Source organism: Allobosea sp. RCC_152_1 (assembly GCF_041360765.1).
GTDB classification, from domain to species: Bacteria; Pseudomonadota; Alphaproteobacteria; order Rhizobiales; family Beijerinckiaceae; genus Allobosea; species Allobosea spartocytisi.
On sequence record NZ_JBFUPU010000004.1, the window covers coordinates 457169 to 482922 of the forward strand.

25 protein-coding genes are annotated in these 25754 nt (G+C 67.3%); 16 read left to right on the forward strand and 9 right to left on the reverse strand.

Annotated elements, in window-relative coordinates:
• Nucleotides 1-75: 75 nt before the first annotated feature.
• The 3 genes from AB6806_RS16910 (at nt 76) to AB6806_RS16920 (ending at nt 5449) form a co-directional block, all read left to right on the forward strand.
• Nucleotides 76-1899, forward strand: coding sequence for a methyl-accepting chemotaxis protein (locus AB6806_RS16910; RefSeq protein ID WP_162719999.1), 1824 nt, complete (start codon nt 76-78; stop codon nt 1897-1899).
• 122 nt (nt 1900-2021) lie between these two features.
• Nucleotides 2022-4304: an NADP-dependent malic enzyme gene (locus tag AB6806_RS16915; RefSeq protein ID WP_038364922.1), complete on the forward strand. Its 2283-nt coding sequence runs from the start codon at nt 2022-2024 to the stop codon at nt 4302-4304.
• 197 nt (nt 4305-4501) lie between these two features.
• Nucleotides 4502-5449, forward strand: a complete 948-nt coding sequence (locus AB6806_RS16920) for a lysylphosphatidylglycerol synthase domain-containing protein (protein ID WP_162737798.1) — start codon at nt 4502-4504, stop codon at nt 5447-5449.
• Nucleotides 5450-5452: 3 nt separating this feature from the next.
• Here the strand turns inward: AB6806_RS16920 and AB6806_RS16925 are convergent, their stop codons facing one another.
• On the reverse strand, nt 5453-6160 hold the full coding sequence (locus AB6806_RS16925; RefSeq protein WP_370954989.1) for a hypothetical protein: 708 nt from the start codon (nt 6158-6160) through the stop codon (nt 5453-5455).
• Nucleotides 6161-6328: 168 nt separating this feature from the next.
• On the opposite strand from AB6806_RS16925, the gene AB6806_RS16930 reads away from it, so the two are divergent.
• From AB6806_RS16930 to AB6806_RS16940, 3 genes are read left to right on the forward strand one after another with little or no spacing between them, the layout of a single operon-like run.
• Complete coding sequence (locus AB6806_RS16930; RefSeq protein ID WP_038364925.1) at nt 6329-6964, forward strand: glutathione S-transferase family protein; 636 nt, start codon at nt 6329-6331, stop codon at nt 6962-6964.
• Nucleotides 6961-7107 carry a hypothetical protein gene (locus AB6806_RS16935; protein WP_156115992.1) on the forward strand — a complete coding sequence of 49 codons (147 nt, stop codon included), beginning with the start codon at nt 6961-6963 and terminating at the stop codon, nt 7105-7107. Before AB6806_RS16930 ends, AB6806_RS16935 begins: the two co-directional genes overlap by 4 nt.
• Entirely contained in the window at nt 7104-8342 is a 1239-nt protein-coding gene (locus AB6806_RS16940; protein ID WP_248311207.1) for a multidrug effflux MFS transporter, read from the forward strand. The genes AB6806_RS16935 and AB6806_RS16940 overlap by 4 nt, the downstream gene beginning before the upstream one ends.
• Before the next feature lie 238 nt (nt 8343-8580).
• Here AB6806_RS16940 and AB6806_RS16945 read toward each other — a convergent pair whose 3' ends face one another.
• Nucleotides 8581-8790, reverse strand: coding sequence for a cold-shock protein (locus AB6806_RS16945; protein ID WP_038364926.1), 210 nt, complete (start codon nt 8788-8790; stop codon nt 8581-8583).
• 233 nt (nt 8791-9023) lie between these two features.
• On the opposite strand from AB6806_RS16945, the gene AB6806_RS16950 reads away from it, so the two are divergent.
• The gene (locus AB6806_RS16950) at nt 9024-9710 is read left to right on the forward strand and encodes a fumarylacetoacetate hydrolase family protein (RefSeq protein ID WP_142022428.1); all 687 of its coding nucleotides are present in this window, start codon (nt 9024-9026) and stop codon (nt 9708-9710) included.
• Nucleotides 9711-9736: 26 nt separating this feature from the next.
• Nucleotides 9737-10666, forward strand: a complete 930-nt coding sequence (locus AB6806_RS16955) for a dihydrodipicolinate synthase family protein (RefSeq protein ID WP_113252783.1) — start codon at nt 9737-9739, stop codon at nt 10664-10666.
• Between the two features lie 98 nt (nt 10667-10764).
• Here AB6806_RS16955 and AB6806_RS16960 read toward each other — a convergent pair whose 3' ends face one another.
• Entirely contained in the window at nt 10765-11244 is a 480-nt protein-coding gene (locus AB6806_RS16960; protein WP_081925515.1) for a copper chaperone PCu(A)C, read from the reverse strand.
• Between the two features lie 92 nt (nt 11245-11336).
• Nucleotides 11337-11756, reverse strand: a complete 420-nt coding sequence (locus AB6806_RS16965) for a hypothetical protein (RefSeq protein WP_370954990.1) — start codon at nt 11754-11756, stop codon at nt 11337-11339.
• A gap of 386 nt (nt 11757-12142) precedes the next feature.
• Between AB6806_RS16965 and AB6806_RS16970 the strand changes: the two genes are divergently transcribed.
• From AB6806_RS16970 to AB6806_RS16990, 5 genes are read left to right on the forward strand one after another with little or no spacing between them, the layout of a single operon-like run.
• Complete coding sequence (locus tag AB6806_RS16970; protein ID WP_113252785.1) at nt 12143-12394, forward strand: hypothetical protein; 252 nt, start codon at nt 12143-12145, stop codon at nt 12392-12394.
• A gap of 5 nt (nt 12395-12399) precedes the next feature.
• Nucleotides 12400-12561: a hypothetical protein gene (locus AB6806_RS16975; RefSeq protein ID WP_156115993.1), complete on the forward strand. Its 162-nt coding sequence runs from the start codon at nt 12400-12402 to the stop codon at nt 12559-12561.
• A gap of 7 nt (nt 12562-12568) precedes the next feature.
• Nucleotides 12569-13675 carry a methionine ABC transporter ATP-binding protein gene (locus tag AB6806_RS16980; protein WP_370954991.1) on the forward strand — a complete coding sequence of 369 codons (1107 nt, stop codon included), beginning with the start codon at nt 12569-12571 and terminating at the stop codon, nt 13673-13675.
• Nucleotides 13665-14330 (forward strand): methionine ABC transporter permease, encoded by a 666-nt coding sequence (locus tag AB6806_RS16985; RefSeq protein WP_112762445.1) that lies wholly within the window; start codon nt 13665-13667, stop codon nt 14328-14330. Before AB6806_RS16980 ends, AB6806_RS16985 begins: the two co-directional genes overlap by 11 nt.
• A gap of 55 nt (nt 14331-14385) precedes the next feature.
• The gene (locus AB6806_RS16990) at nt 14386-15189 is read left to right on the forward strand and encodes a MetQ/NlpA family ABC transporter substrate-binding protein (RefSeq protein WP_038364941.1); all 804 of its coding nucleotides are present in this window, start codon (nt 14386-14388) and stop codon (nt 15187-15189) included.
• 123 nt (nt 15190-15312) lie between these two features.
• Here the strand turns inward: AB6806_RS16990 and AB6806_RS16995 are convergent, their stop codons facing one another.
• Both AB6806_RS16995 and AB6806_RS17000 read right to left on the reverse strand, forming a co-directional pair.
• Nucleotides 15313-17514, reverse strand: a complete 2202-nt coding sequence (locus tag AB6806_RS16995; protein WP_370954992.1) for an esterase-like activity of phytase family protein — start codon at nt 17512-17514, stop codon at nt 15313-15315.
• 71 nt (nt 17515-17585) lie between these two features.
• Nucleotides 17586-18002, reverse strand: a complete 417-nt coding sequence (locus tag AB6806_RS17000; RefSeq protein WP_142022433.1) for a hypothetical protein — start codon at nt 18000-18002, stop codon at nt 17586-17588.
• Nucleotides 18003-18127: 125 nt separating this feature from the next.
• Here AB6806_RS17000 and AB6806_RS17005 point away from each other — a divergent pair, with 125 nt between their 5' ends.
• Together AB6806_RS17005 and AB6806_RS17010 are read left to right on the forward strand one after the other, a co-directional pair.
• On the forward strand, nt 18128-18949 hold the full coding sequence (locus tag AB6806_RS17005; RefSeq protein ID WP_133560323.1) for a helix-turn-helix domain-containing protein: 822 nt from the start codon (nt 18128-18130) through the stop codon (nt 18947-18949).
• Between the two features lie 86 nt (nt 18950-19035).
• Nucleotides 19036-19227, forward strand: coding sequence for a CsbD family protein (locus tag AB6806_RS17010; protein WP_038364949.1), 192 nt, complete (start codon nt 19036-19038; stop codon nt 19225-19227).
• A 72-nt stretch (nt 19228-19299) separates the two neighbouring features.
• Here AB6806_RS17010 and dnaJ read toward each other — a convergent pair whose 3' ends face one another.
• Both dnaJ and dnaK read right to left on the reverse strand, forming a co-directional pair.
• Complete coding sequence (gene dnaJ / locus AB6806_RS17015; protein WP_142022434.1) at nt 19300-20430, reverse strand: molecular chaperone DnaJ; 1131 nt, start codon at nt 20428-20430, stop codon at nt 19300-19302.
• Between the two features lie 154 nt (nt 20431-20584).
• Nucleotides 20585-22498 (reverse strand): molecular chaperone DnaK, encoded by a 1914-nt coding sequence (dnaK, locus tag AB6806_RS17020; RefSeq protein ID WP_038364955.1) that lies wholly within the window; start codon nt 22496-22498, stop codon nt 20585-20587.
• A gap of 344 nt (nt 22499-22842) precedes the next feature.
• Between dnaK and AB6806_RS17025 the strand changes: the two genes are divergently transcribed.
• The gene (locus AB6806_RS17025; protein WP_142022435.1) at nt 22843-23727 is read left to right on the forward strand and encodes a hypothetical protein; all 885 of its coding nucleotides are present in this window, start codon (nt 22843-22845) and stop codon (nt 23725-23727) included.
• An 88-nt stretch (nt 23728-23815) separates the two neighbouring features.
• Here the strand turns inward: AB6806_RS17025 and thiC are convergent, their stop codons facing one another.
• The gene (thiC, locus tag AB6806_RS17030; RefSeq protein WP_142022436.1) at nt 23816-25693 is read right to left on the reverse strand and encodes a phosphomethylpyrimidine synthase ThiC; all 1878 of its coding nucleotides are present in this window, start codon (nt 25691-25693) and stop codon (nt 23816-23818) included.
• Nucleotides 25694-25754: the final 61 nt, after the last annotated feature.

Sequence of the window (25754 nt, forward strand, 5' to 3'; positions counted from 1 at the left end):
AAGGCCATCCGTTAGGACGGCTTTCAACAATTGAAAGCAGGGTGGCTCCATCGTTTCCGGCGGAAGGCCGCCCGCTTGCTGATCAATCTCGTCCAGAGCCTGTTCTTCCTGCTGTTCGCCGGGCTGGTGCTGACAGTGATCGCTCCCTGGTTCGCCGGGCGGAGCTGGCTGCGCTCCTGCGTCGTCGGCCTGCTCTTCGCGGGCGGCGCGCTCGTCAGCATGGCCAACCCGGTCACGCTCCAGCCAGGGCTGGTGGTCGATTCGCGCAACACCTTCGCCATTCTGGCAGGCCCGATCGGCGGCCCATGGGCCTCGGTGCTGACCGCAGTGCCCCTCGTCATCGCGCGCTACCTGACGGGCGGCGTCGGCGTCACCACCGGCATCAGCGGCATCGTGATGCGCATGCTGATCGGCATCGCCTTCGCGATCTGGCTGGCACGGCGCAGGCGCCCGCTGATGGCGCGCGACCTGATCCTGCTATGTTCGCTCGATGCCGTCTGCCTTCTGGCCTCCGTGCCCCTCATCCCGGGCGAGGCGGGTGAGCGCTTCCTGCGCGAGGCCGTGCCGGCCATGATCCTGGTCAGCACGGTCGGCATCATCCTCACCGGCATCGTCGTCATCCATGACAATGATCGCCGCGAAACCGCCTATCGGCTGCGGACGCTGATCCGGCGCGCCCCCGGCACGCTCTACCAGTGCATCCTGAAGCCGGATGGCAGGCTGTTCTATCAGTTCGCCTCCTTTGCCATCGACAAGGCCCTCGGCATCACGCGGGAGGAGGTCGAACGCGATCCGGAGGTCTGGCTCGGCAAGATGTTCGCCGAGGACCGCGCCCGCTTCGACGGCCAGCGCCGCGAGGACATGACCGATGACGGGGTCTGGCGCTTCGAGGGGCGCTATCACGCCCCCGATGGCGGCACGGTCTGGCTGCGCAGCGAATCAACGCGGCGCAGGCTTCCCGACGGAACCTATGTCTGGGACGGCATCCTGCTCGACGTCACCGCCGAGAAGACGCTGGTGACGCGCCGCGACGAGATCGAAGCGCTGCGCCGGACCGCGCTCGACGAGCTCGCCGGCGACCTCGAACGCACGGTCGGCAGGGCGCTGGGCGATGTCAGCGAGGCGATCCACGACATGCATCAGGCCGCCGGCCAGATGGTCGACAGCGCCAACAAGACCACCCACCGCGCCGACGGCGTGACGCAGGAGGCGGGCACGGCCTCCCTGCGCGTCGGCAGCGTGGCGCGGGCGGCCGAGGAGATCGAGGCCTCGATCCGCGAACTGACCCGCCAGACCGGCCATGCCGACGAGACGGTGCGCGCCGCCGCCAGCTATGTCCGCAGCACGCGCCAGGACGTGGCCGGCCTCGCGGAAGCCGCCGACAAGGTCCGCGCCGTGCTCGACTTCATCGAGGAGATCGCGGCCCGCACCAATCTGCTCGCGCTCAACGCCACGATCGAGGCGGCCCGTGCCGGAGCGGCCGGTCGCGGCTTCGCGGTGGTCGCAAGCGAGGTGAAGACGCTGGCCGAGCAGACGCAGAAGGCGACGCGCGACATCGCCGCGACGCTGGGCGAGATCCGCCACGCCGCCGCCACGACCTTCGAAGCCGTGGCCCATATCCAGGATACGATGACGACGATCGAGGAAACCTCCGGCGCCATCGCCAGCGTGGTCAATCGCCAGGCCGACATCGCGACCGGCATCGCGGCCGACGCCCAGGCCGTCGCCGCGAGCGCGAACACCGTCAGCGCCAATATCGGCGCCGTGGGAACCGAGGCGCGCGTCACGGGCGACGCCGCCATCCGGGTCGCCGCCGCCGCGCGCAAGGTCGACGAGCAGACCGAGGCGCTCGACCGCTATGTCGGCGAATTCGCGCGGCGCGTCCGCAGCAGGCTCTGACCCCTCCGCGATTTTATCCATTCCGGCATGGGTATTGTCGAACGGCGCTGCTTGTGGTGCGGCGGCGCGCTGCCCTATGGTCGCGGCCCCTGAGGAAACGCTCAAGAACAAAGACGCCTTTCATGACCGACCGACCGACGAAGCGCTCACGCCCGACCTTCACCGACCAGGAGGCGCTGCTGTTCCACTCGCAAGGGCGGCCCGGCAAGCTCGAAATCGTTCCCACCAAGCCGATGGCGACGCAGCGCGACCTCTCGCTCGCCTATTCGCCGGGCGTGGCCGTGCCGGTGCTGGCGATCGCGGAAGACCCGTCGCGCGCCTATGACTACACGACCCGCTCGAACCTCGTCGCGGTGATCTCGAACGGCACGGCCATCCTCGGCCTCGGCAATCTCGGGGCGCTCGCCTCGAAGCCGGTGATGGAGGGCAAATCCGTCCTGTTCAAGCGCTTCGCCGATGTCGACTCGATCGATCTCGAGGTCGATACCGAGGATCCGGACAAGTTCATCGACGCGGTGCGCTATCTCGGCCCCTCCTTCGGCGGCATCAATCTCGAGGACATCAAGGCCCCCGAGTGCTTCATCATCGAGCAGCGCCTGCGCGAATTGATGGACATCCCGGTCTTCCATGACGACCAGCACGGCACCGCGATCATCGCCGCTGCCGGCCTGATCAACGCGCTCGACCTGACCGGGCGCGACATCACCTCGGCGAAGCTCGTGATCAACGGCGCGGGCGCTGCCGCCATCGCCTGCATCGAGCTCCTGAAGGCGATGGGCTTCAAGCCCGACAACGTCATCCTCTGCGACACCAAGGGCGTGATCTACCAGGGCCGCACCGAGGGCATGAACCAGTGGAAATCGGCCCATGCCGCCGTCACCGACCGGCGCACGCTGGCGCAGGCGATGGAGGGGGCGGACGCCTTCTTCGGCCTGTCGCAGAAGGGCGCGGTGACGCCGGAGATGGTCGCCTCGATGGCACCGAACCCGATCATCTTCGCCATGGCCAACCCCGATCCGGAAATCACGCCGGAGGAGGTCCATGCCATCCGCGACGACGCGATCATGGCGACGGGCCGCTCGGACTATCCCAATCAGGTCAACAATGTCCTCGGCTTCCCCTTCATCTTCCGGGGCGCGCTCGACGTGCGCGCCACCACCATCAACATGGAGATGAAGATCGCCGCCGCCGAGTCGCTGGCGGCGCTCGCCCGCGAGGACGTGCCCGACGAGGTCGCCGCCGCCTATCAGGGCACCCGTCCGCGCTACGGCAAGGATTACATCATCCCGGTGCCGTTCGACCCGCGGCTGATCCATGTCGTGCCGATGGCGGTCGCGAAGGCCGCGATGGATTCCGGCGTCGCCGGCAAGCCGATCGTCGACACCAAGGCCTACAAGGCCCAGCTCTCGGCCCGTCGCGACCCGATCGCGGGCACGCTGAACGGCATCTTCGAGCGTGTCCGGCGCTATCCGAAACGCGTGGTCTTCGCCGAGGGCGAGGAGGAGCAGGTCATCCGTGCCGCCGCCTCCTTCGTCAATCAGGGGCTCGGCCAGGCCATCCTGGTCGGCCGCGACGAGCGCATCTACGAGACGGCGACCTTCCTCGGCGTCGATCTCGAAGGCAAGGGCATCGAGGTCCAGAATGCGCGGCTCTCGCACCGCAATTCGGCCTATGCGCAATATCTTTACGAGCGTCTGCAGCGCGAAGGCTATCTCTTCCGCGACTGCCAGCGCCTGATCAATCAGGACCGCAACCATTTCGCCGCCGCGATGGTGGCGCTCGGCGATGCCGATGCGATGGTGACGGGCGTGACCCGGAACTATTCGATCGCGCTCGACGAGGTCCGCCGCGTCATCGACGAGAAACCCGGTCATCGGCTGATCGGCGTCTCGGTGGTGATCTCGCGTGAGCGCACCGTGCTCGTCGCCGACACCGCGATCACCGAGATGCCGACGGCGCAGGAGCTGGCCGAGATCGCGATCGAGGCCGCCGGCGTCGGCCGGCGGCTCGGCTACGAGCCTCGGGTCGCGATGCTCGCCTTCTCGACCTTCGGCCATCCGGCCGGCGAACGCTCCGAGAAGGTGCGCGAGGCCGTGAAGATCCTCGACGGCCAGCGCGTCGATTTCGAATATGACGGCGAAATGGCCGCCGATGTCGCGCTCAACCGCGAGATCATGAGCCAGTATCCGTTCTGCCGCCTCTCCGGGCCGGCGAATGTGCTGGTGATGCCGGCCTTCCACTCCGCCTCGATCTCGACCAAGCTGCTGCAGGAGCTCGGCGGGGCGACTGTGATCGGCCCGCTGATCGTCGGCCTCGACAAGCCGGTGCAGATCGTGCCGCTCGGCGCCAAGGATTCCGACATCGTCAACATGGCTGCGCTCGCTGCCTTCAATATCGGCGGCTGAGGCCCAACGCGTGGGGCGGGCCGGCGCCCGCCTCATGCGCTCCATTCGCTTCGACGGCTTGTGCATCGCCGTCGAAGCGCTATGTCTCGGGCCGGGACGCCATCGGCGACCTCGCTTCCGCAACCGCGCCGCCTTCCCCGCCGGCGGCGCGCAACCGACCAAGAGAGCGTATGTCCTTCGGCCCGCATGAGCCAGGAATGCACCTGCGCAGGCGCAGCCGCTGGTGGTGGCTCGGGCCGCTGGCGAGCATCCTGATCTTCGGCGCCTCGCTCGCGGTTCTCTGGCACATCATCGGCCAGATGAATCCGGGCGATCTCGCCGCGGCCTTCTCCAACGCCAGCCCGCGCCAGCTCGGCCTCGCCGCCTGTTTCACGGCGCTGAGCTATCTGCTGCTCACCGGCTACGACGCCCTGGCGCTGCGCCGGCTGGGCTTGTCGATCCCCTACCGAACCACCGCGCTGGCCTCCTTCACCAGCTACTCGGTGTCCTTCACGCTCGGCTTCCCGATCGTGACCGGCGGCACGGTGCGCTACTGGATCTATGCGCCCAAGGGCGTGCGCGCCTCGGAGGTCGCGAGCCTGACCGTGATCGCCGGGCTCACCTTCTGGCTCGGCCTCGGCGCCATCCTCAGCGTCAGCCTGTTCTATTCGGCCGATTCGGTCGCGATGCTGGCGCGGACCTCGCCGCTCGTCGTCCAGGCGGTGGGCGGGCTGATCTCGGCCGGCATCCTCGGCTATCTCGTCTGGGTCGCGACCGATGAGCGGACGCTGCGGGTCAAGGGCTGGAACCTGCACCTGCCCGGCCTCGGCACGACGCTCGGCCAGATGGCGCTCGGTGCCAGCGAGGTCTGCGCCGCCGCCGCCGTGCTCTTCGTGCTGCTGCCGGGCGGCTACAATCTCGACTACCCGACCTTCCTCGCCGCCTATATCTTCGGCTGCCTGATCGGCATCGCCAGCCATTCGCCGGGCGGGCTGGGCGTGTTCGAGGCGACGATGCTCGTCGCGCTCAACCGGTTGCCCTTCGAATATGTGCTGGGCGCGCTCTTGCTGTTCCGGGTGATCTACTACCTGCTGCCCTTCATCCTCGCGCTGGTGCTGCTGGCGCTCAACGAGATGATCCGCCGCATCCGGCGCCGCGAGCGCTGAGATCTATTTCATCGCGATGATGATCAGCATGAAGGCCAGAACGAGCAGGAGCTGCTTGAGGCTCCAGTTGATGCGGCGGAGCTGGTCGGCGCTGTCATCCAGATGGTGGTCCTCCGACTCGGCGTGATCGAGCGGAGCCGCCGGTTCCGATCCGGCCGGATGAGGCGCCTCAGGGGCGACGGCAACGGCCTGGCGCCACTCGATGCTCTCGATGAAGCCACGGGCGGGCGCGCTGCCCTGCCCATCCGCCGCCGGCCCCAGATACCAGTCGACCGGTTGCCCCGCCGGGGTGTCACGGTCCTCCTCGCGAATCCAGAGGCTGGTCGTCGCCTCCAGCGAGAGCTCCTGCGCGAGGCCGCTCAAGATGTCGGCTTTCAGGGCCTCGAAGACGGAAGGCGCGAGAAAGCCCTCGGCGAAAGGCTCGGCCTCGCCGTTCTCGTCGCGATAGCCGAGCAGCAGCAGGAGCCGCGCCGCCTCGCTCGAGGTCGCAAGCGGGCGCAGCGTCAGATGCAGCTGGCCCACCGCTCCATCCAGCCCGGCTCGGCGCAGCGCGCCCCCGACGATCCGCGCCTCCGCCTCGAGCCGCTGCACATCCTCGAGCCGCCCGTCGCGGCTGGCATAGCCGCGGATGACGCGCAGCGCCGCTGCATCGAGCCGGAAACGGCGCGCCGCGCCCTGCTGATACCGATGCGGCAGCCCATCGATCGTCATCCATCCATCGCTGACGGAGACGCTGGGTATTGGCTGTGATTCGTTCATGCTCCCGCCCTGCTTCGCGCGCAGACTAACAGTTCGGCACCGGCGCGTCAGGCACGCTCCTGACAGGAGCGTGTCACTATCGCAGGATAGAAGCCGCGCGATCTCTCAGGAGCGGAACCCATGTCCGACGAACTCGTGCTCTACACTAACCCGATGTCGCGCGGCCGCATCGCGCGCTGGATGATGGAGGAGCTCGGCCAGCCCTACCGTGCCGAGATCGTCGGCTTCGGCGGGCCGATGAAGGGCGCCGCCTACAAGGCAATCAACCCAATGGGCAAGGTGCCGGCCCTGGTGCACGGCGCGACGGTCGTCACCGAATGCGCCGCGATCTGCGCCTATCTCGCCGACGCCTTCCCGCAGGCGGGGCTTGCGCCCGCGCCCGGCGACCATCGGCGCGGACCGTATTACCGCTGGATGTTCTTCGCCGCCGGGCCGGTCGAGGCTGCCGTGACCAACAAGGCCTTCGGGCTGGAAGCTCCGCCCGAACGGGCAAGATCGGTCGGCTATGGCACCTATGCCGATGCGATGGACACGCTCGAATACGCGGTCTCGCAAAGCGAATATATCGCTGGCGACCGCTTCAGCGCGGCGGATGTCTATGTCGGCTCGCAGGTCCTGTGGGGGTTGCAGTTCGGCACGATGGAGAAGCGCCCCGCCTTCGAAGCCTATGGCGCGCGGCTCGCCGCACGGCCGGCGGCCCTGCGGGCCAAGCAGATCGACGACGAGCTGATGGCGCAGATGCAGAAGGCCGGATGACGCCCGGCCTCGCGCCCAGCGCATGGCGCGCCGCCGACATCGCGGGTTGCCGCGTCTTGCCGGCCGATTTACACGGTGAAGGCAAGCTGGGCAGCTTGCCTTTGCGCGCCATTTTGCGCGCCTACCTCGCAGTTTCGCCATGAACGACATGACAGCCATCGTCCGGCCGCGCCACGGCATGGGCTTTTATCCTTTCGTAGGGCTGACCGCCGCGCTGATGGCGACGAACGCGCTCGCGATCGATTCCATGCTGCCGGCCCTGCCGGAGATGGCCGAGGCGCTCGGCATCGCCGCCGCCAATCAGCGGCAATGGATCATCACGGCCTATCTGCTCGGCTTCGGCGTCTCGCAGATCTTCTACGGCACGATCTCCGATCGCTACGGACGGCGGCCGGTGCTGCTGTTCGGGCTCAGCGTCTATGTGCTGGCGAGCATCGGCGCGGCCCTGTCCGGCTCCTTCGAAGCGATGATGATCGCCCGGGTGGTGCAGGGCATCGGGGCGGCCGCGACGCGCGTCCTCACCGTCTCGATCGTGCGCGACTGCTATTCCGGCCGCGACATGGCGCGGGTGATGTCGCTGGCCCTGATCGTCTTCCTCGCCGTGCCGATCCTCGCCCCCTCGATCGGCCAGGCGATCCTGCTGGTAGCGCCCTGGCGCTGGATCTTCGGCATCCTGACGGCGTTCGGCGCCGCGGTGATGATCTGGGTGATGTTCAAGCTGCCCGAGACGCAGCACCCGGAGGACCGCAAGCCGATCGACGTCGCCAATGTCTCGGCCGCCTTCCGCACCACCCTCACGAGCCGCATCGGCGTCGGCTACATGCTGGCCATGGCCTTCGTGCTCGGCGGGCTGTTCGGCTTCATCAACTCGGCGCAGCAGGTCTTCGTCGACGTCTTCAACGTGCCGCACCTCTTCACGATCGTCTTCGCCGGGATCGCGCTGTTCATGGCCGCCGCCTCACTGCTGAACTCGCGCATCGTCGGGCGGCTCGGCATGCGCCGCGTCTCGCATGGCGCGCTGATCGGCTACATCCTCTTCACCGGAACTCATGCGCTGGTCGCGCTCTCGGGCCATGAGACGCTGCTGCTGTTCGCGCTCTTCCAGGGCGGCGCCATGTTCTGCTTCGGCCTGATCGGCCCGAATTTCGGCGCACTCGCCATGGATCCGCTCGGCCATGTCGCCGGCACGGCTTCCTCGGTCCAGGGTTTCGTGACCACGGTGGTCGGCGCGCTGCTCGGCTTCTATATCGGCCAGCATTTCGACGGCACGGTCGTGCCGATCACGCTCGGCTTCTTCCTGTGCGGGCTGGTCGCGCTCGGCATCGTGCTGATCGTCGAGAAGGGCCGGCTCTTCCATCCGGCGCCCGGGCGCTCCTGAGGCGCCTCCCCTTCGTTCCGCCGCCATAGGCGACGGACAGGCCCGGAATCCTAGCAATCGAATCCGTGCGATCGAGATTCGCCGTGGCTTGGGAAACGATGCCGCCGCCGCCCGTCTTCCCGTAGTCGTTGGTCGCTAGATCGCCATGCGCCCTTATCAGGCGCAAACTGGCGATCTATCCTGTTGTTTCAGCGCCGGATGTCTCCGGAAAGCGGATTGCGCTTTCCGGTCCGCCGCTTCAGGCTACCTTCAGATTGACCGCCGAGCTCTTGCCGGTCTTGCGATCGGGCTCGAGATCATAGCTGATCTTCTGCCCCTCGTTCAGACCGCGCAGGCCCGAGCGCTCGACAGCGCTGATATGAACGAAGATGTCGCCGCCGCCCTGATCAGGGGTGATGAAGCCGTAACCCTTCGTCTCGTTGAACCATTTGACGGTTCCCGTGCTCACGTGTGTTCCCTTCCTATACGCGTCAGCCGGATCGACCCGGCGCGACACTGTAGGGGGCATTTCGCCGAGGTTGCAACGACGCGGTGCACAAAACCTTGCCGCGAGAGCGAAAAGCCCCTCGATCTTTAGGCGCAATGCCTCCCGCGCAGGCCCGTTCCCGGAACGGGAGCCCTTGCGGCAACGCGGCCGCTCCCGCATGAACGGCGCGGAGATAATCGAGAGGGAGACATCCGATGAGCAACTATGTGATCGACCCGCCGGCGATCACCGCCGTGCCGGTTGCCGGCGGCGGCTCCTTCCCGGTCCGCCGCGTCTTCTGCGTCGGGCGCAATTATGCCGAGCACACCCGCGAGATGGGCGGCGACCCCGACCGCGAGGAGCCGTTCTTCTTCACCAAGCCCGCCGACGCGCTGCTGATCAACGGCGCCGACATGCCCTATCCGACGAAGACCGGGGATCTCCACCACGAGATGGAGCTCGTCGTCGCGATCGGCACCGGCGGCAGGGACATCCCCGAATCCGAGGCGCTCGCCCATGTCTACGGCTACGCCGCCGGGCTCGACATGACGCGGCGCGACCTGCAGAACGCGGCGAAGAAGACCGGGCGCCCCTGGGACATGAGCAAGGGCTTCGACCTGTCCGGCCCGGTCGGCGAGATCGTGCCGGCAAGCCAGGCCGGCCATCCCAGCGCCGGCAAGATCGCGCTCACCGTCAATGGCGTCGTGCGCCAGAGCTCCGATCTCGCCAAGCAGATCTGGAACGTCGAGGAGACGATCGCCTATCTCTCCGGCCTCGTCGAGCTCAAGCCCGGCGATCTGATCTTCACCGGCACGCCCGAGGGTGTGGCCGCGGTCGCCAAGGGCGACGTGCTCGAAGGCGAGATCGCCGGCGTCGGCACCGTCCGCACCCGCATCGTCTGATCACACGCGCAGGACGAGGAACCATCATGCCGCTGACCTCCGACGCCTCGGGCGTCTTCCCGATCGCGCCGACCCCGTTCAACCCGGATGGCAGCATCGACTGGGCCTCAGCCGACCGGCTGTTCCAGTTCTATCACGACATCGGCTCGGACGGCGTCACCGTGCTCGGCATCATGGGCGAGGCACCCAAGCTCGAGCCGGAGGAATCGGTCGAGCTGGTCAAGCGTTGCGTCGCCAGGATGGGGGCTAAGCCGATCATCGTCGGCGTCTCGGCACCGGGCTTCGCGGCAATGCGCTCGCTCGCCCGGCAGGTGATGGATCTCGGCGCCGGCGGCGTGATGATCGCCCCGCCGCCTTCTCTGCGCACCGACGACCAGATCACCGGCTATTACGCGCAGGCCGTCGAGGCGATCGGCACCGACATCCCCTTCGTCATCCAGGACTATCCGCTGACGCTCTCGGTGGTGATGACGCCGGCGGTGATCCGCAAGATCGTCATGGACAATCCCTCCTGCGTGATGCTGAAGCACGAGGACTGGCCGGGGCTGGAGAAGATCTCGACGCTGCGCAAATTCCAGAAAGAGGGATCGCTGCGGCCGATCTCGATCGTGACCGGCAATGGCGGGCTCTTCCTCGATTTCGAGATGGAGCGCGGCGCCGATGGCGCCAATACCGGCTATGCCTTCCCGGAATTGCTGATCGACGTGGTCAGGCTGCAGAAGGCCGGCCAGCGCGATGCGGCGCATGACATCTTCGACCTGCATCTGCCGCTGATGCGCTACGAGCAGCAGCAGGGCGTGGGCCTGGCCGTGCGCAAATATGTGATGGCCAAGCGCGGCATCCTGGCCCATGACGCCCAACGCAAGCCGGGCTCCGCCTTGAGCGCGGCGGCGAAGGCCGAGGTCGACTATCTGCTCTCCCGGATCGCCAAGCACGACCCGCGCGCGAAGATCTGAGACGACAGCGTCATTCTCGGGCGCCGCGCCGCCGCGGCCCGAGACTCTCGTCGGGGAGATGCCCGGGTCGAGCCCGGGCATGACGGCTGAAGCTTGACTCAGTGCCCCTTGTGCTCGCCCTCGCCGCCCTTGGCGGCGATCGAGTCCACCTTGAACTCGACATCGACCGTGCCGGCCTTCTCGAAGGTCAGCGAACCCTTCATCATCTCGCCCTGCTTCAGCGGCTGCTTCAGCTCCATGAACATGATGTGGTAGCCGCCGGGCTTGAACTCGACCTTGCCGCCGGCCGGCACCTCGATGCCGTTCTCCAGCGGGCGCATGGTCATGATGCCGTCCTTGGTCGCCATCTCGTGCATTTCGGCGCGCGCGGCGAAGGGAACCGCGATCGAGACCAGTCGGTCCGGCGTCGTCCCGGTATTTTCGAGGGTGAGGTAGCCGCCGCCGACCTTGGCGCCAGCCGGCGTGGCACGCGACCAGGGATGGCCGATCTTGAGCGGCCCGACCTTGAAATCATGGGCGGAGGCGAAACCGGCCGAGAGCGCCAGCATGGCGGCGGCGAGGGAAAGCGAGAGCTTCATCGGAATGGTCCTGCGGAACGGCGGCCGGCGCGACAGCGCTTTCGGCGGCACTTCGGCATCAAAGGGAATCACGAAAAGAAAAGACGTGCCGCTCAGATGGCAGGCGGCGCACGCGACGGCGGCAGGCCGGTCGCGGCGACGGAGAGCTGACCCTCATCCCATTGCCGCGAAAGCGCCTGACGGACACCCGGGCGCGCAACGAGAAGCGCCGCGAGCACGGGAGGGGCACCGAGAACGGGATTATGCGGACAGCCCTTGCAATGGGCGAGATCGCCGAGCGGCGTCGCGGGGATCTCCGAACGGCCATCCGGCGCCGGCACGCCCGAGCAGAGCAGAACGCCGCCGGGCAGCCCGAACGCGACGGAAGGCGTCGGCGCCAGAGCGAGCGCCAGCACCGTCAGCGCATAGGCGGCAGCGAACCACGCCCCGAGAACGGAGCGGCGCAGCCGTTGGAAAAGGCGGGCACGGGCCGGCATGCGGCATGCATGGCGCTCGTTCGAGGCGGTGGTCAAGCCCACCTCTTGCCGCAGCGTGCCTGCCCCGGCAGCGTTCGCCCTCTCGTCGCGGAGAAGATTATTCTCCGACGGCTCGTTTCTTTAAAAGAACGGAGCGATTGACAAACAGGACTTCCTGAACCAGATTGGCGGTGCTTCCGGCGTGCCGGGAGCCGCGGAGATTTGAGCAGCAGCTTGCGCCGCGTCACCAAACGCTAAAGCGCCACGACTGGGTCGTGGGCTCCAGATCGAGGAGACTGACATGACCGACGCGAACGACCTCCGGAACCGACCGCGCTTCCGTTCCCCGCTCTGCCGCTGTCGACGCTGAGACCATCGGGCGCCTCAAGCCCCTTCGTTCCATCGTCACCTTCAACGCCGCAACGCGGCCCGAGAGCAGAGCCATGTCCCTTCCATTGCCATCCGCCGGCCGGCACAGCCCGGCCCAGCAAGCCTATGTCATCGAGGTCGGCGAGACGCAGGCCGGCCTCGTCAACCGGCGCGCCGATGAGCGCTTCTTCACCTTCATCGCGGCGAGCGCCGCCTTCCGCGCCCTCGACGGCCACCGCTTCGCCACCCCTGGCGCGGCGGAGCTGGCCGCGCGCATGCTGGCCGGGCCCCGCCGGGGTACGCCGGCCTTTCGCCTGGCGTCGTAACGGCCATGCGGATTGTCTTCTCCCTGTGGCAGGCGCTCAGTGCCTGGTTCCGCCGGGCGGTTCCGGAAACGGGGCCGGCCGGCAATGAGGATCAGCGTTGCTCGGTGCAGGCCGTGACGCTGGAACAGCTCGGCATCAGCCACTGGTCCTGCCATCCGCATTTCTGAGGACATGATGAACGCCCCCGTCAAACCCGATGCTCTGGGCATCGGCGCACGGCCTTTTGCCGTTCCCGATCCGATCATCCGTTTCGAGCAGGTCGGCAAGACCTATGCCGGCCGCAACCGGCAGCAGGCCGTGGCCGCATTGTCGGGCATCGACCTCACCGTGCCGGCCGGCGCCATCGTCGGCGTCATCGGCCGCTCCGGCGCCGGCAAATCAACGCTGATCCGGCTCGTCAACGGGCTGGAGCACGCCACCGCGGGCCGGATCCTGATCGAGGGCGAGGACGTGACCGCGCTGAACGAGGCCGGATGGCGTCGCCGCCGGCGCGAGATCGGCATGATCTTCCAGCACTTCAACCTGCTGTCCTCGCGCACGGTGTTCGACAATGTCGCCCTGCCGCTCGAGATCGCCGGCACGCCGAAGGCGACCATCGCCAGCAAGGTCGAGAAGCTGCTGGCGCTGGTCGGGCTCGCCGACAAGAGCGGGCGCTACCCGGCCGAGCTCTCCGGCGGGCAGAAGCAGCGCGTCGGCATTGCCCGCGCGCTCGCGACCGACCCGAAGCTGCTGCTCTGCGACGAGGCGACCTCGGCGCTCGATCCCGAGACGACGCAATCGATCCTCGCGCTGCTGCGGCAGGTCAATCGCGAGCTCGGCATCACGATCCTGCTGATCACCCACGAGATCCCGGTGATCAAGGAAATCTGCGACCGCGTCGCGGTGATCGAGGGCGGCCGGATCGTCGAGGAGGGCGAGACCTTCGCCGTCTTCACCAACCCGCAGCATCCGACGACGGCGCGCTTCGTCGAGGCCGTAACCGGCGTCGAGGTTCCCGCCCATCTCGCGGATCGCATCCGGCCGGAGGCCCGTCCCGGCTCCGAGATCGTGCTGCGCGTCACCTTCACCGGCGAGAATGCCACTGCGCCCGTCATCAGCCGGCTGAGCTCAGTGGTCGGGGTCGACGTCAACATCCTGGCCGGGCGGATCGACGCCATCGCCGGCAAGCCTTTCGGCAGCCTGCTCGTCTCGGTGCCGTCGCGCATCCCGGAGAGCGAGGCCGTGCTCGGCGCGCTCCGGAATCTCGGTCTCAAGGCGGAGGTGATCGGCCATGTCTCCTGAAATCCTGCGCCTGATCGGACAGGCGACGCTCGACACGCTGAGCATGGTCGCCGTCGCCGCCGGCATCGGCACGCTGCTCGGCCTGCCGCTCGGCGTCTTCCTCGCCACCAGCAAGCGCGGCGAGCTCTTCGCGGCGCCCGCCCTCAACGCCGCGCTCGGCGTGCTGGTCAACGCCACGCGCTCGACGCCCTTCATCATCCTCGTCGTCGCGATCATCCCGTTCACGCGGCTGATCGCCGGCACCTCGATCGGCACCACGGCGGCGATCGTGCCGCTGACGGTCGCATCCGTGCCCTTCATCGCGCGGCTGATCGAGGGTGCGGTGCGCGAGGTCGACCAGGGGCTGGTCGAGGCGGCGCGCGCCATGGGGGCGACGCCCCTCCAGATCGTCAGAAAGGTGCTGGTGCCGGAGGCGCTGCCCGCCATCGTGCTCGGCCTGACGCTGGCCATCGTCAGCCTGATCGGCTTCTCGGCCATGGTCGGCGCGGTTGGCGGCGGCGGGCTCGGCGATCTCGGCATCCGCTACGGCTATCAGCGCTTCATGCCCGAGGTGATGGCGACCGTCGTCGCCGTGCTCATCGTCCTCGTCCAGTTCGTGCAGAGCTTCGGCGACCGCCTGGCGCGCCGCCTCAACAAGCGCCTGCGCCAAGCCTGATCACCGCCAAGCCTGATTCCAGCCATCCCGTCTTCCATCCAAAGGACCATCGACCATGACGATCTCCCTCACCCGCCGCCTCACGCTCGCCGCCGGCCTCGCCTTGGCGCTCGGCCCGGCCGTGCCCGCGCTCGCCCAGCAGAACCAGGTCGTCCGCATCGGCGTCTCGCCCGGCCCCCATGCCGAGATCCTGGAGAAGGTGAAGCCGCTGCTGGCCAAGCAGGGCGTCGAGCTCAAGATCATCGAGTTCTCCGATTACGTCGTGCCGAACCAGGCGCTCGACGCCGGCGAGCTGGAGGCCAATTCCTTCCAGAACCAGCCCTATCTCGACAATCAGGTGAAGGATCGCGGCTTCAAGATTGAGACGGTCGGGCTGACGGTGAACTTCCCGCTCGGCATCTACTCGTCGAAATACAAGAGCTGGAGCGAGGTGCCGGACGGCGCGAGCGTCGCGATCCAGAACGACCCGACCAATGGCGGCCGCTCGCTGCTGCTGCTGCAGGACAAGGGCATCATCAAGCTGAAGGACGGCGTCGGCTTCAAGCCCACCGTCGCCGACATCACCGCCAACCCGAAGAAGCTCAAGATCATCGAGATCGAGGCCGCCCAGACGCCGCGCTCGCTCGATGACGTCGCCGCCGCCGCGATCAACACCAACTACGCCGTCGACGCCAAGATCGACCCGGCCTCCGCCATCCTGCGCGAGGATGCCAAGGGTCCCTATGTCAACGTCATCGCCGTGCGCAGCGCCGACAAGGACAAGCCCTGGGTCAAGACCCTGCTCGGCGCCTACCACACGCCCGAGATCAAGGCTTTCGTCGCCGAGCGCTTCAAGGGCGCCGTCCTCGCCGGCTGGTAACCCTCTCCTCCCACCTGGCTTTTCGATCATCAGCCAGGCACCTGCCCGGATGCCCATGCATCCGGGCTTTTTTGTTTGCGCGTCATGGTCGGGCTTGCCTGGGGCATGACGCGCTGGATTCGTTCAGTTCCCGAGCTTGCCGAAAGCGAAGAACTGCGTCTCGCCCGAGGAATCCTCGACGCCGTCATTGTCGGTCACGACGAAGAGGTGGCCGGCCTTGTCCACCGCCATGCCCTCGACCTTGTCGAGACCGTAGCCGCCGGCCTTCATCAGGTCCGGCGTCAGATCACGCAGCAGGGTCTTGGAGACGGTCGGGATCTCGCTTGCGCCGATCGCGGCGGGCTTGAGCCCCTTCACCGAGAAGGCCTGGATCGTCTTGAAGGCCTTGGCTCCGAAGGCGTTGTCGCGCTCCAGCACGGCGAAACGGTCGTCGCCGAGCGCGACGAGCTCCGAGAGGCCCATCCAGTGCCCCTTCGCCGGCTGGTTCAGCGGATAATGCAGCACGCCCCATTCCCTGGTGGCGGGCTTGTAGGACAGGATCTTGGTCTTGCCCTTCGGATCGTCCTGCCATTCGCGCTGCACGGCGAGCCAAACGGTCTCATCCGCGCCCGTGCCGGTGACGGTGACGCCCTCGAAGCCGAAGCGCACGGCGTGCTTCGCCAGCGCCTCCGGCAGACGGATCTCCTCCTCGACCTCGCCCTTGGCCGAGACGCGCAGGAGCAGGTCGGGCAGGACGGCATCCTTCTTCTCCGGATTGCCCTCGGACGCGAGCCAGAAGCCGCCACCGCTGCGCGTTGCGATGCCTTCGAGATCATAGGAGGCGGGCTTGCCGTCCTTCGTCACCGTGATCGCGCCGGCGATGCGGGCGGGCTTCGCCGTCGCGTCGATCTCCAGGATGCGCGAGGGCGTATAGGCGCTGTCGGTGATCGAGAAGAGCTTGCCGGGTTCATCCGCGCGGGCCGCAAGGCCGGAGAGCGCGCCCCAGCCGATCGGCAGGCCGTTCTCGTTCTGCGACTGGATGGTCGGATAAGCGGCGGTCTGCTCGGCGCGACGATAGATCATCACGGCCGAACGCGCCCCGCCCTTCTCGCCGACATCGGTTTCCGACGCCGAGACGAAGAGGTCGCGCTGCGGGATGGCGAGCAGGCCTTCCGGGCCGATGCCGGTCGGCAGCGCCTGCAAATAGCGCGGCGCCTTGCCCGGGCCTTCGTCCTTGTAGACCAGCACCAGCGAGGCACGCTCCAGCCCGACGAAGATCAGCCGGTCGTTGCCGTAGGTCGCGACCTCGATGCCCTCGGGCTCGCTGCCCTTGGCGGCCGAGCGCCGCTCCGGGTAATGGCCCAGCCGCATGGCGAGGTGGTCGACATCCGAGGCGGAGTCGAACTCGACCGTGCCGTCCTTGCGGAAGATCGTGAAGCCGCGCGAGCCGCCCTTCCAGTCGCCTTCATTGGCGGTGACAAAGCGATCATTGTCGAGCCAGCGCACGGCGTCCGGCTCGCGCGGCACACCCTTCAGCTCCTCGGTCGGGCTGATCTTGCCGTCGCGGGTCTTGTCGATGTTCTTGAGATCGACCGTTCCGGCCGAGAAATGCGTCACCACCTTGCCGGTCTTGCTGTCGACGATGACGAGGTGATTGTTCTCCTGCAGCGTCACCACGACGAGGCCGTCCTGGTTGGCATCGACGAATTCCGGCTCCGGATCGGTCGGCTCGACCGTGGCGAGGCCGGTCACATCGACGATTTGGCGCGAGGCGCAGTCGATGGCGCCGTCCTTGATGCCGATCAGCGTCAGGTTGCCGGCCGGAAGCTGCGGCAGGGCGCCCTTGTTGAGCTTCTCGTCGCGCTCGTTCTCGATGGCGATGACGATCTTGCCCTTGTCCTTGGTCAGCGTGACCGAATCCGGCTGGCCGCCGAGGTCGCATGTCGCCACGACCTGCTTCGTCTTGAGATCGACCGTGGCGAGATGGCCGGCCGGCTCCTTGAAATTGTCGCCGGAGGTGACGACGGCAACGAAGGCCTTGTCGCCGAGGACGGTCACAGAGGTCGATTCACCTTCCAGCGACACGAAGCCGGCGGGCTTGGGATTGGCCGGGTCGGCGATGTCGATGAGGCCGAGCGCCTTCTGCTCCGCGTCGGTGTAAGCGAGCAGCATGCCGTCCTCGCTGACGGCGATGATCTCGGAGACGGTCTTCTTGCTGCGATCACGGTCGGCCGGAAGGTTGTCCGGCACCGAGAAGGTCGCGATGCGGTTGAACAGCGGCTCCGCGCCGGCGGTACCGGCGAGGAGCAACGAAGCGAGAGCCGCGAGGGCGAGGGGCTGGCGCATGGGTCGGATCCGCTGGCTGAAGGGGAAACCCGTCGGCTAGTGGGCCTGTGCGACAGCCGCGTGACGGATCCTCAGGCCGGGATCATCGGAGCCGGAACCTCAACCGAACGCTTCAGGCCGATGACCTCCAGCTCCGTCACGACCGCGACGGCGAGCGCCTGCCCCAGGACGAAGGCGATGCCGAGCGAGGAGGGGGCGAACCAGCCCGCCAGCAGGATCAGGACACTGTCGGCGATCCAGATCAGATTGACCGCAACGACGAGATGGATCGCCCAGCGCGGCAGCGTCTCGCGGCTGGCGAACCAGGCGAGCAAGGCCGCGCAAGGCAGCAGGACAAGCCCCGCCCCACGCAGGAAGCCCGTGGGCAAGCCGAGCGGGCCGGCAAGCGCGCCGGCGGCGCCGGCGAGCACGAGGCCCATGCCGGCACAGGCGGCGGCATCGAGGGCCAGGGCGTTGCGCAGGAAGCGCAAGGAGCGGATCGTCGACATGGCAGTCTCCTTCTCGTCTGGGCCGAATGCCCGTTGCGATGAGGAAATGCTGGCGCCTTCACGGCAGCCCGTCGATTAAGCGGGAGGTAATTGGAACCGGCCGGCCGCCCGGCTAGCTTGTCGGCATGACGACACATCACGCTCCGCCCATCGGCTCGCTGCTGCGCGACTGGCGCCAGCTTCGCCGCTTCAGCCAGCTCGATCTCGCGCTGGAAGCCGAGATCTCCCAGAAGCATCTGAGCTTCATCGAAAGCGGCCGCGCCCGGCCAAGCCGCGAGATGGTGCTGCTGCTGGCTGAACACCTCACTGTCCCGCTGCGCGAGCGCAACGCCCTGCTGCTGGCGGCCGGCTATGCCCCGGTCTACCGCGAGCGGTCGCTGGAGGATCCTTCCTTGCAGGCCGCCCGCACGGCGATCGACCTCATTCTGAAAGGCCACGAGCCCTATCCGGCGCTCGCGGTCGACCGGCACTGGAACCTGCTGGCGGCCAACGGCGCCGTGGCCGGCTTCCTCGGCCTTGTCGCGGAGGCGGAATTGCTGGAGCCCCCGGTCAATGTCCTCAGGCTTTCGCTGCATCCGGGCGGGCTCGCGGCCTTCATCGTCAACTTCGCGGAATGGAAGGGGCATCTGCTCGCAAGGCTGCGCCAGCAGGTCCGGGCTACGGCGGATACGCAACTCGGCGCCTTGCTCACCGAGCTCTCGGCCTATCCCGATCCGAAAGGCTCTGCGCCGCCCCAGCACGATGCGGGCACCGAGCCCGCCATCGCCGTGCCGCTCAAGCTCAGGCTCGGCGACGCCACGCTGTCGCTGATCTCGACGACGACGGTGTTCGGCACGCCGGTCGACGTGACCCTGTCGGAGCTCGCCCTGGAAACCTTCTTCCCGGCCGACCCGGCGACAGCCGAGGCCTTGCGCGTGCTGGCGGCGACGGGCGCGGGACGCGCTTGAGAACCGGGCCGGAACCTTTCGCGGCAAGCCCGGTTGCCTATGCGAAGGCCGCGCGAGCGGCATCGACATCGAAAGGATCCCACGCCATGGGCAGCACGACCGACAAGATCAAGGGCCTGGCCAATGAGGCCGCCGGCAACATCAAGCAGGCCGCCGGCAAGGCGGTGAACAAGCCGGAATGGGAAGCCGAGGGCAAGGCGCAGGAGCTCAAGGGCGAGGCCCAGCAGGCGATCGGCAAGGGCAAGGACGCGATCAAGAAGGTCGTCGACAAGGCTTGAGGCGCAAGCCCGCAGAAACGGAAAGGGCCGCCCCGAGGGCGGCCCTTTTTTCATGCCTCGCTTCGGCGTGGCTCAGGCCGTGCCGCCGAGCCCGCCGAGGAAATCCTTGACCCGGCCGAAGAAGCCCGCGGTCTCCGGATGGTTGTTGTGCGAGCTCTCGCGCTCGAACTCCTCGAGCAGTTCGCGCTGGCGCGCCGTCAGCTTCTGTGGGGTCTCGATCACGACCTGGATATAGAGGTCGCCGACCTCGCGCGAGCGCAGCACGCTCATGCCCTTGCCCTTGAGGCGGAACTGCTTGCCGGTCTGCGTGCCCTCCGGGACCTTCACCCGGGCCTGTTCGCCCGACAGCGTCGGCACCTCGATCTCGCCGCCGAGCGCGGCCGAGACCAGGCCGATCGGCACGCGGCAGAACAGATCAGCACCGTCGCGCTGGAAGATCGCGTGCGGCTTGATCGACAGGAAGATGTAGAGATCGCCCGCCGGGCCGCCGCGCAGGCCGGCCTCGCCCTCGCCGGCCAAGCGGATGCGCGTACCGTCTTCGACGCCGGCGGGGATGTTGACCGAAAGCGTGCGCTCGCGGGTGACCCGGCCCGAGCCCTGGCAATTCTTGCAAGGGTCGTCGATGACCTCGCCACGGCCATTGCAGGTCGGGCATGTCCGCTCGACCGAGAAGAAGCCCTGATTGGCGCGCACGCGGCCATGGCCGCCGCAGGTCGGGCACTGGCGCGATTTCGAGCCGGGCTTGGCGCCGCTGCCGGTGCAGGCCTCGCAGGAAACCGAGGTCGGCACGCGGATCGAGGCGTTCTTGCCGGTAAAGGCGTCCTCCAGCCCGATCTCGAGGTTGTAACGCAGATCGGCGCCACGCTCGCGGGCATTGGCTCCCCGCGGCCCACCGCGACGGGCGTCGCCGAAGAAGGAATCGAAGATATCCGACATGAAGTCGGAAAAATCGGCCCCGCCGGCGGCTCCGCCGCCATTCTCGAAAGCCTGATGGCCGAAGCGGTCATAGGCGGCGCGCTTCTGGCCGTCGGAGAGGACCTGATAGGCCTCGTTGATTTCCTTGAACTTGACCTCGGCTTCGTGGTCGCCGGGATTCTTGTCCGGATGATGCTGCATCGCGAGCTTGCGGAAGGAGCCCTTGAGCTCGACATCCGTCACGGTCCGGCTGACGCCGAGGATCTCGTAGTAATCGCGCTTCGACATCGAAACGTTCTGTCCCTGTGGTCCCGACGCAAGACGGCCGGACTCGAAAGCCCGGCCATCCGCGCGTCAAGCGTCGTCAGTTGGCCTCAACGCCATTCCCGAACGTGGTGGCCGGGTCAAGCCCGGCCATGACGTCGTCATCCCGAGCGCGCGGTTACGCGCTCTTCTTCTTGTCGTCCGAGACATCCTTGAAGTCGGCGTCGATGACGTCGTCCTTCTTGGCTTCCTCGTGATGCTCGCCCTCGGCGGCAGCGCCTTCGGCCTGGCTGGCCGCATACATCGCCTCGCCGAGCTTCATCGAAGCCTGCATCACCTCGTTGGTGCGGGCCTTGATCGCCTCGGCGTCCTCGCCCGTGAGCGCGGTCTTGAGCGCCTCGACCGCCGTCTCGATCGCCGACTTGTCGGCTTCCGAAACCTTGTCGCCGAAGTCCTTCAGCGACTTCTCGGTCGAATGCACCAGGCTCTCGCCCTGGTTCTTGGCCTCGACCAGCTCGCGGCGCTTCTTGTCCTCGGCGGCATTGGCCTCGGCATCCTTCACCATCTTCTGGATATCGGCCTCGGAGAGACCGCCCGAAGCCTGGATCTTGATCTGCTGCTCCTTGTTGGTGGCCTTGTCCTTCGCCGTCACGGACACGATGCCGTTGGCGTCGATGTCAAAGGTCACCTCGATCTGCGGCATGCCGCGCGGGGCCGGCGGAATGCCCATCAGGTCGAACTGGCCAAGCAGCTTGTTGTCGGCCGCCATCTCGCGCTCGCCCTGGAAGACCCGGATCGTCACCGCGTTCTGGTTGTCCTCGGCGGTGGAGAAGACCTGGCTCTTCTTGGTCGGGATCGTGGTGTTGCGGTCAATAAGACGCGTAAAGACTCCACCCAGCGTCTCGATGCCGAGCGAGAGCGGGGTCACGTCGAGCAGCAGCACGTCCTTGACGTCACCCTGGAGCACGCCGGCCTGGATCGCGGCGCCGATGGCGACGACCTCGTCAGGGTTCACACCCTTGTGCGGCTCCTTGCCGAAGAACTGCTTCACGACCTCCTGCACCTTCGGCATGCGGGTCATGCCGCCGACGAGGACGACCTCGTCGATCTGGCCCGCCGAGAGGCCGGCATCCTTGAGCGCCTTCTTGCAGGGCTCGATGGTGCGCTGGATCAGGTCGTCGACCAGGCTCTCGAACTTGGCGCGCGAAAGCTTGATGGCGAGGTGCTTGGGACCGGAGGCATCCGCCGTGATGTAGGGCAGGTTGATTTCGGTCTGCGCGGCGCTCGACAGCTCGATCTTGGCCTTCTCGGCCGCTTCCTTCAGGCGCTGGAGGGCGAGCTTGTCCTTCTTCAGGTCGATGCCCTGCTCGCGCTTGAACTCGTCCGCGAGATACTCGACGAGGCGCATGTCGAAATCCTCGCCGCCGAGGAAGGTGTCGCCGTTGGTCGACTTCACCTCGAAGACGCCGTCGCCGATCTCGAGGATCGAGACGTCGAAGGTGCCGCCGCCGAGGTCATAGACCGCGATGGTGCCGGACGACTTCTTCTCGAGACCATAGGCCAGCGCGGCCGCAGTCGGCTCGTTGATGATGCGCAGGACCTCAAGGCCGGCGATCTTGCCGGCATCCTTGGTCGCCTGGCGCTGGGCGTCGTTGAAATAGGCGGGAACCGTGATGACGGCCTGGGTGACGGGCTGGCCGAGATAGGCCTCCGCCGTTTCCTTCATCTTGGTCAGCGTGAAGGCCGAGATCTGCGACGGCGAATATTCCTTGCCGTCGGCCGAGACCCAGGCGTCGCCGTTCGGGGCCTTGACGATCTTGTAGGGGACCAGCTTGAGATCCTTCTGCGTCATCGGATCGTCGTAGGTCCGACCGATGAGGCGCTTGATCGCAAAGAAGGTGCGCTCCGGATTGGTGACGGCCTGCCGCTTCGCGGGCTGGCCGACAAGGCGTTCGCCGTCATCCGTGATGGCGACGATGGAGGGCGTGGTGCGCGCGCCTTCCGAATTCTCGATGACCTTCGGTGTAGAGCCTTCCATCACTGCGACGCAGCTATTGGTCGTGCCAAGGTCGATACCGATGACTTTACCCATGGATGGGATCCCTTTCGACTGAGCAGATCGCCGACCTGCGACGCGTTCACGCCGCCTGCCGGCCCATGGACCGGCTCGCACCCGCTTCAGCGGCGAACGACCCGGCATTCCACGTTTGACGGTGGTGAAACCGCCCCTTGGGCGCGTATATAGTGAGGGTGTTCCCGCCCTTGCAAGACAGGCGAGCCGATTAAGAATCGGGGATTACACATTCCCGAGTATGCGGCGGGACTTGCCCTAACGTTATCTTTGCGGCGCTTTCCCGGCCGAGTGTGGCCTTTGCGTCCTTGCGCACGCCAAAAGCACGGCTCATTCAAAAGGCCGTTTGGCTTGACATGAACCCGATGAAAGCACGCAAGCGCATCGTCCTCGGCCTCGCAGCGCTGCTTCAGGCAGCCGCCGGCACCGCCGCATGGGCGCAGCCACTGCAACTGCCGGGCGCCCAGCCCTTCAACGCTCCGGGAACCCACCAGGCCGCCCCGCCGGCGGCGGGCGCGCCTGCGGCGCCGCGCCAGCAGAGCCTGCCGGCCCTCAAGATCGCGGGCGAGGAGGCGATCCTCGGCAAGACCCTGCATCTGAACGGCCACCATGGTACCGCCGTCTTCGAGAAGCTCGGCAGCGGCTACGGGCTGAAGCTCAATCTCGACGGCTATCAGGCCGCCAATCTGGTCGAGCCCTGCGCCGTTTCTTTCGGCGATGCGCCCCTTCCCGTCACCCCCCTCGGCAAGCCGGCGGGCCTGCCACGCTACAGGCTGGAGGCGCCGATTTGCCCGATCGTCTTCGACGTGCTCGACGGCGCCCTGCTGGTGACGGAGCCAGCCGCGCCCTGCATCGTCGAAGCCGCGCAATGCCGGATCGATCCGCGCGGGCTCTGGGGGCCGGATCAGGGTGTCGTCGCGAGCCAGGCCAAGGCGATCGAACGTGCGCGCGGCGCGGCCGAGCGCGCACTGCGCGACGGCTACCGGACGCTGACGGCGAAGGCGAACGCGGTCGACCAGCGGACGCTTGCCCGCGAGCAGGCCGGCTTCTCGGGCGAGCGCGAGATGATCTGCCGCGATTTCCAGCGCGAGGGCCAATACGGCTTCTGCGCCGCGCGGGTCACGGAGGGGCGCGCGGCCGAGCTGCGGGCGAGGCTCGGGCTCGGCACCGAGCCGAAGCAGGCGGCCAAGCCGAAACCGCGCCCGGCAGCGCCGAAACCCGCGCCGCTCCCGCTTACGCCCACGCAGTAGCGATTTCCCGGTCCGCGACAGCCGGCGGGTTATTCCGGCCGCCCGAAGGCCGCAACGCGAGCCGCGTCGCGACCTCCGGAGGCTCTGTTCACTCCGCCGCGGGGAGGTAGATGCTGCCGCCCTTGTCGAGGAACTCCTTCGACTTGGCCGCCATGCCTTCATCCGCGAGCGCTTCGAGCGCCTTGCGCTCGTTCTCGCCCATCGCCAGAACCTCGGCGCGCAGATCCTGCGTGATCTTCATCGAGCAGAATTTCGGCCCGCACATCGAGCAGAAATGCGCGACCTTGTGGGCGTCCTTCGGCAAGGTCTCGTCGTGGAACTCGCGCGCCGTGTCGGGGTCGAGCGCCAGGTTGAACTGGTCCTCCCAGCGGAAGTCGAAACGGGCGCGGGAGACCGCGTCGTCCCGGATCTTCGCGGCCGGATGGCCCTTGGCGAGGTCGGCGGCATGGGCCGCGATGCGATAGGTGATGACGCCGGTCTTGACGTCGTCGCGGTTCGGCAGGCCCAGATGCTCCTTCGGCGTGACGTAGCAGAGCATGGCGCAGCCATACCAACCGATCATCGCAGCCCCGATGCCCGAGGTGATGTGGTCGTAGCCCGGCGCGATGTCGGTGGTCAGCGGTCCGAGCGTATAGAAGGGCGCCTCGCCGCATTCGCGCAGCTGCTTGTCCATGTTCTCCTTGATCTTGTGCATCGGCACATGGCCGGGGCCCTCGATCATCACCTGGCAGCCCTTCTTCCAGGCGACCTGGGTCAGCTCGCCCAGCGTCTCCAGCTCGGCGAACTGGGCGCGGTCATTGGCGTCGGCGATCGAGCCCGGACGCAGGCCATCGCCCAGCGAGAAGGAGACGTCGTATTTGCGCATGATGTCGCAAATCTCGTCGAAGCGCTCGTAGAGGAAGCTCTCCTTGTGATGCGCCAGGCACCAGCGCGCCATGATCGAGCCGCCGCGCGAGACGATGCCGGTAACTCGCGATGCCGTGAGCGGAACATAGGGAAGTCTGACGCCGGCATGGATGGTGAAGTAGTCGACGCCCTGCTCGGCCTGCTCGATGAGGGTGTCCTTGAACACCTCCCAGTCGAGCTTGATCGGATCGCCGCCGACCTTCTCCAGCGCCTGATAGATCGGCACCGTGCCGATCGGCACCGGTGAATTGCGCAGGATCCAGGAGCGGATGTTGTGGATGTTGCGGCCGGTGGAGAGGTCCATCACCGTATCGGCGCCCCAGCGGATCGCCCAGACCAGCTTCTCGACCTCCTCGGCCGCGCCGGAGGTGACGGCCGAGTTGCCGATATTGGCGTTGATCTTGACCAGGAAATTGCGGCCGATCGCCATCGGCTCGAGCTCGGGGTGGTTGATGTTGGCCGGGATGATGGCGCGGCCGCGGGCGATCTCCTCGCGGACGAATTCGGGCGTGACGAATTCCGGCACGCTGGCGCCGAAGCTCTCGCCATCGGCATGACGCTCGCGCGCGCCTTCGAGCATCGCGGCGCGGCCGAGATTCTCGCGATGGGCGACATAGATCATCTCGGGCGTGATGATGCCGGCCTTGGCGAATTCGTACTGCGTCGCCATCTGGCCGGGCTTCGCCTCGAGGATCGGGCGCTCAGCCGGGCAGGCCGGAACCAGCTGCGCTTCGCTGATATGGCCGTTATCGGCGGCGGTGACCGCGCGCCCGGCGACCCGCTCGAAGCCGCGGGCGTCGAGCCAGGCACGACGCGGCTGGGGCAGGCCCGCATCGAGGTCGATCTTCGCGTCGGTCTCGGTAAAGGGGCCGGACGGGTCGTAGATCCGCACCGGCGGTTCGGCGTCCGTGGTGAGCTGCACCTCACGGAACGGCACCCGGATCGAGCCATCCTCGGGTGTCGGCACATAGATCTTGCGCGAGCCGATGATTGGCCCCGTGGTCACGCTTTGCGGCGCGGTCTTGACGCTGTTCTTCTGCGGCTTGGTATGGGCGTTCATGCGGGATCTCCTCCTTGGTCCAAGGTTCAGGAGATCCGGGTTTGGAAGCGGTCCAGTCGCT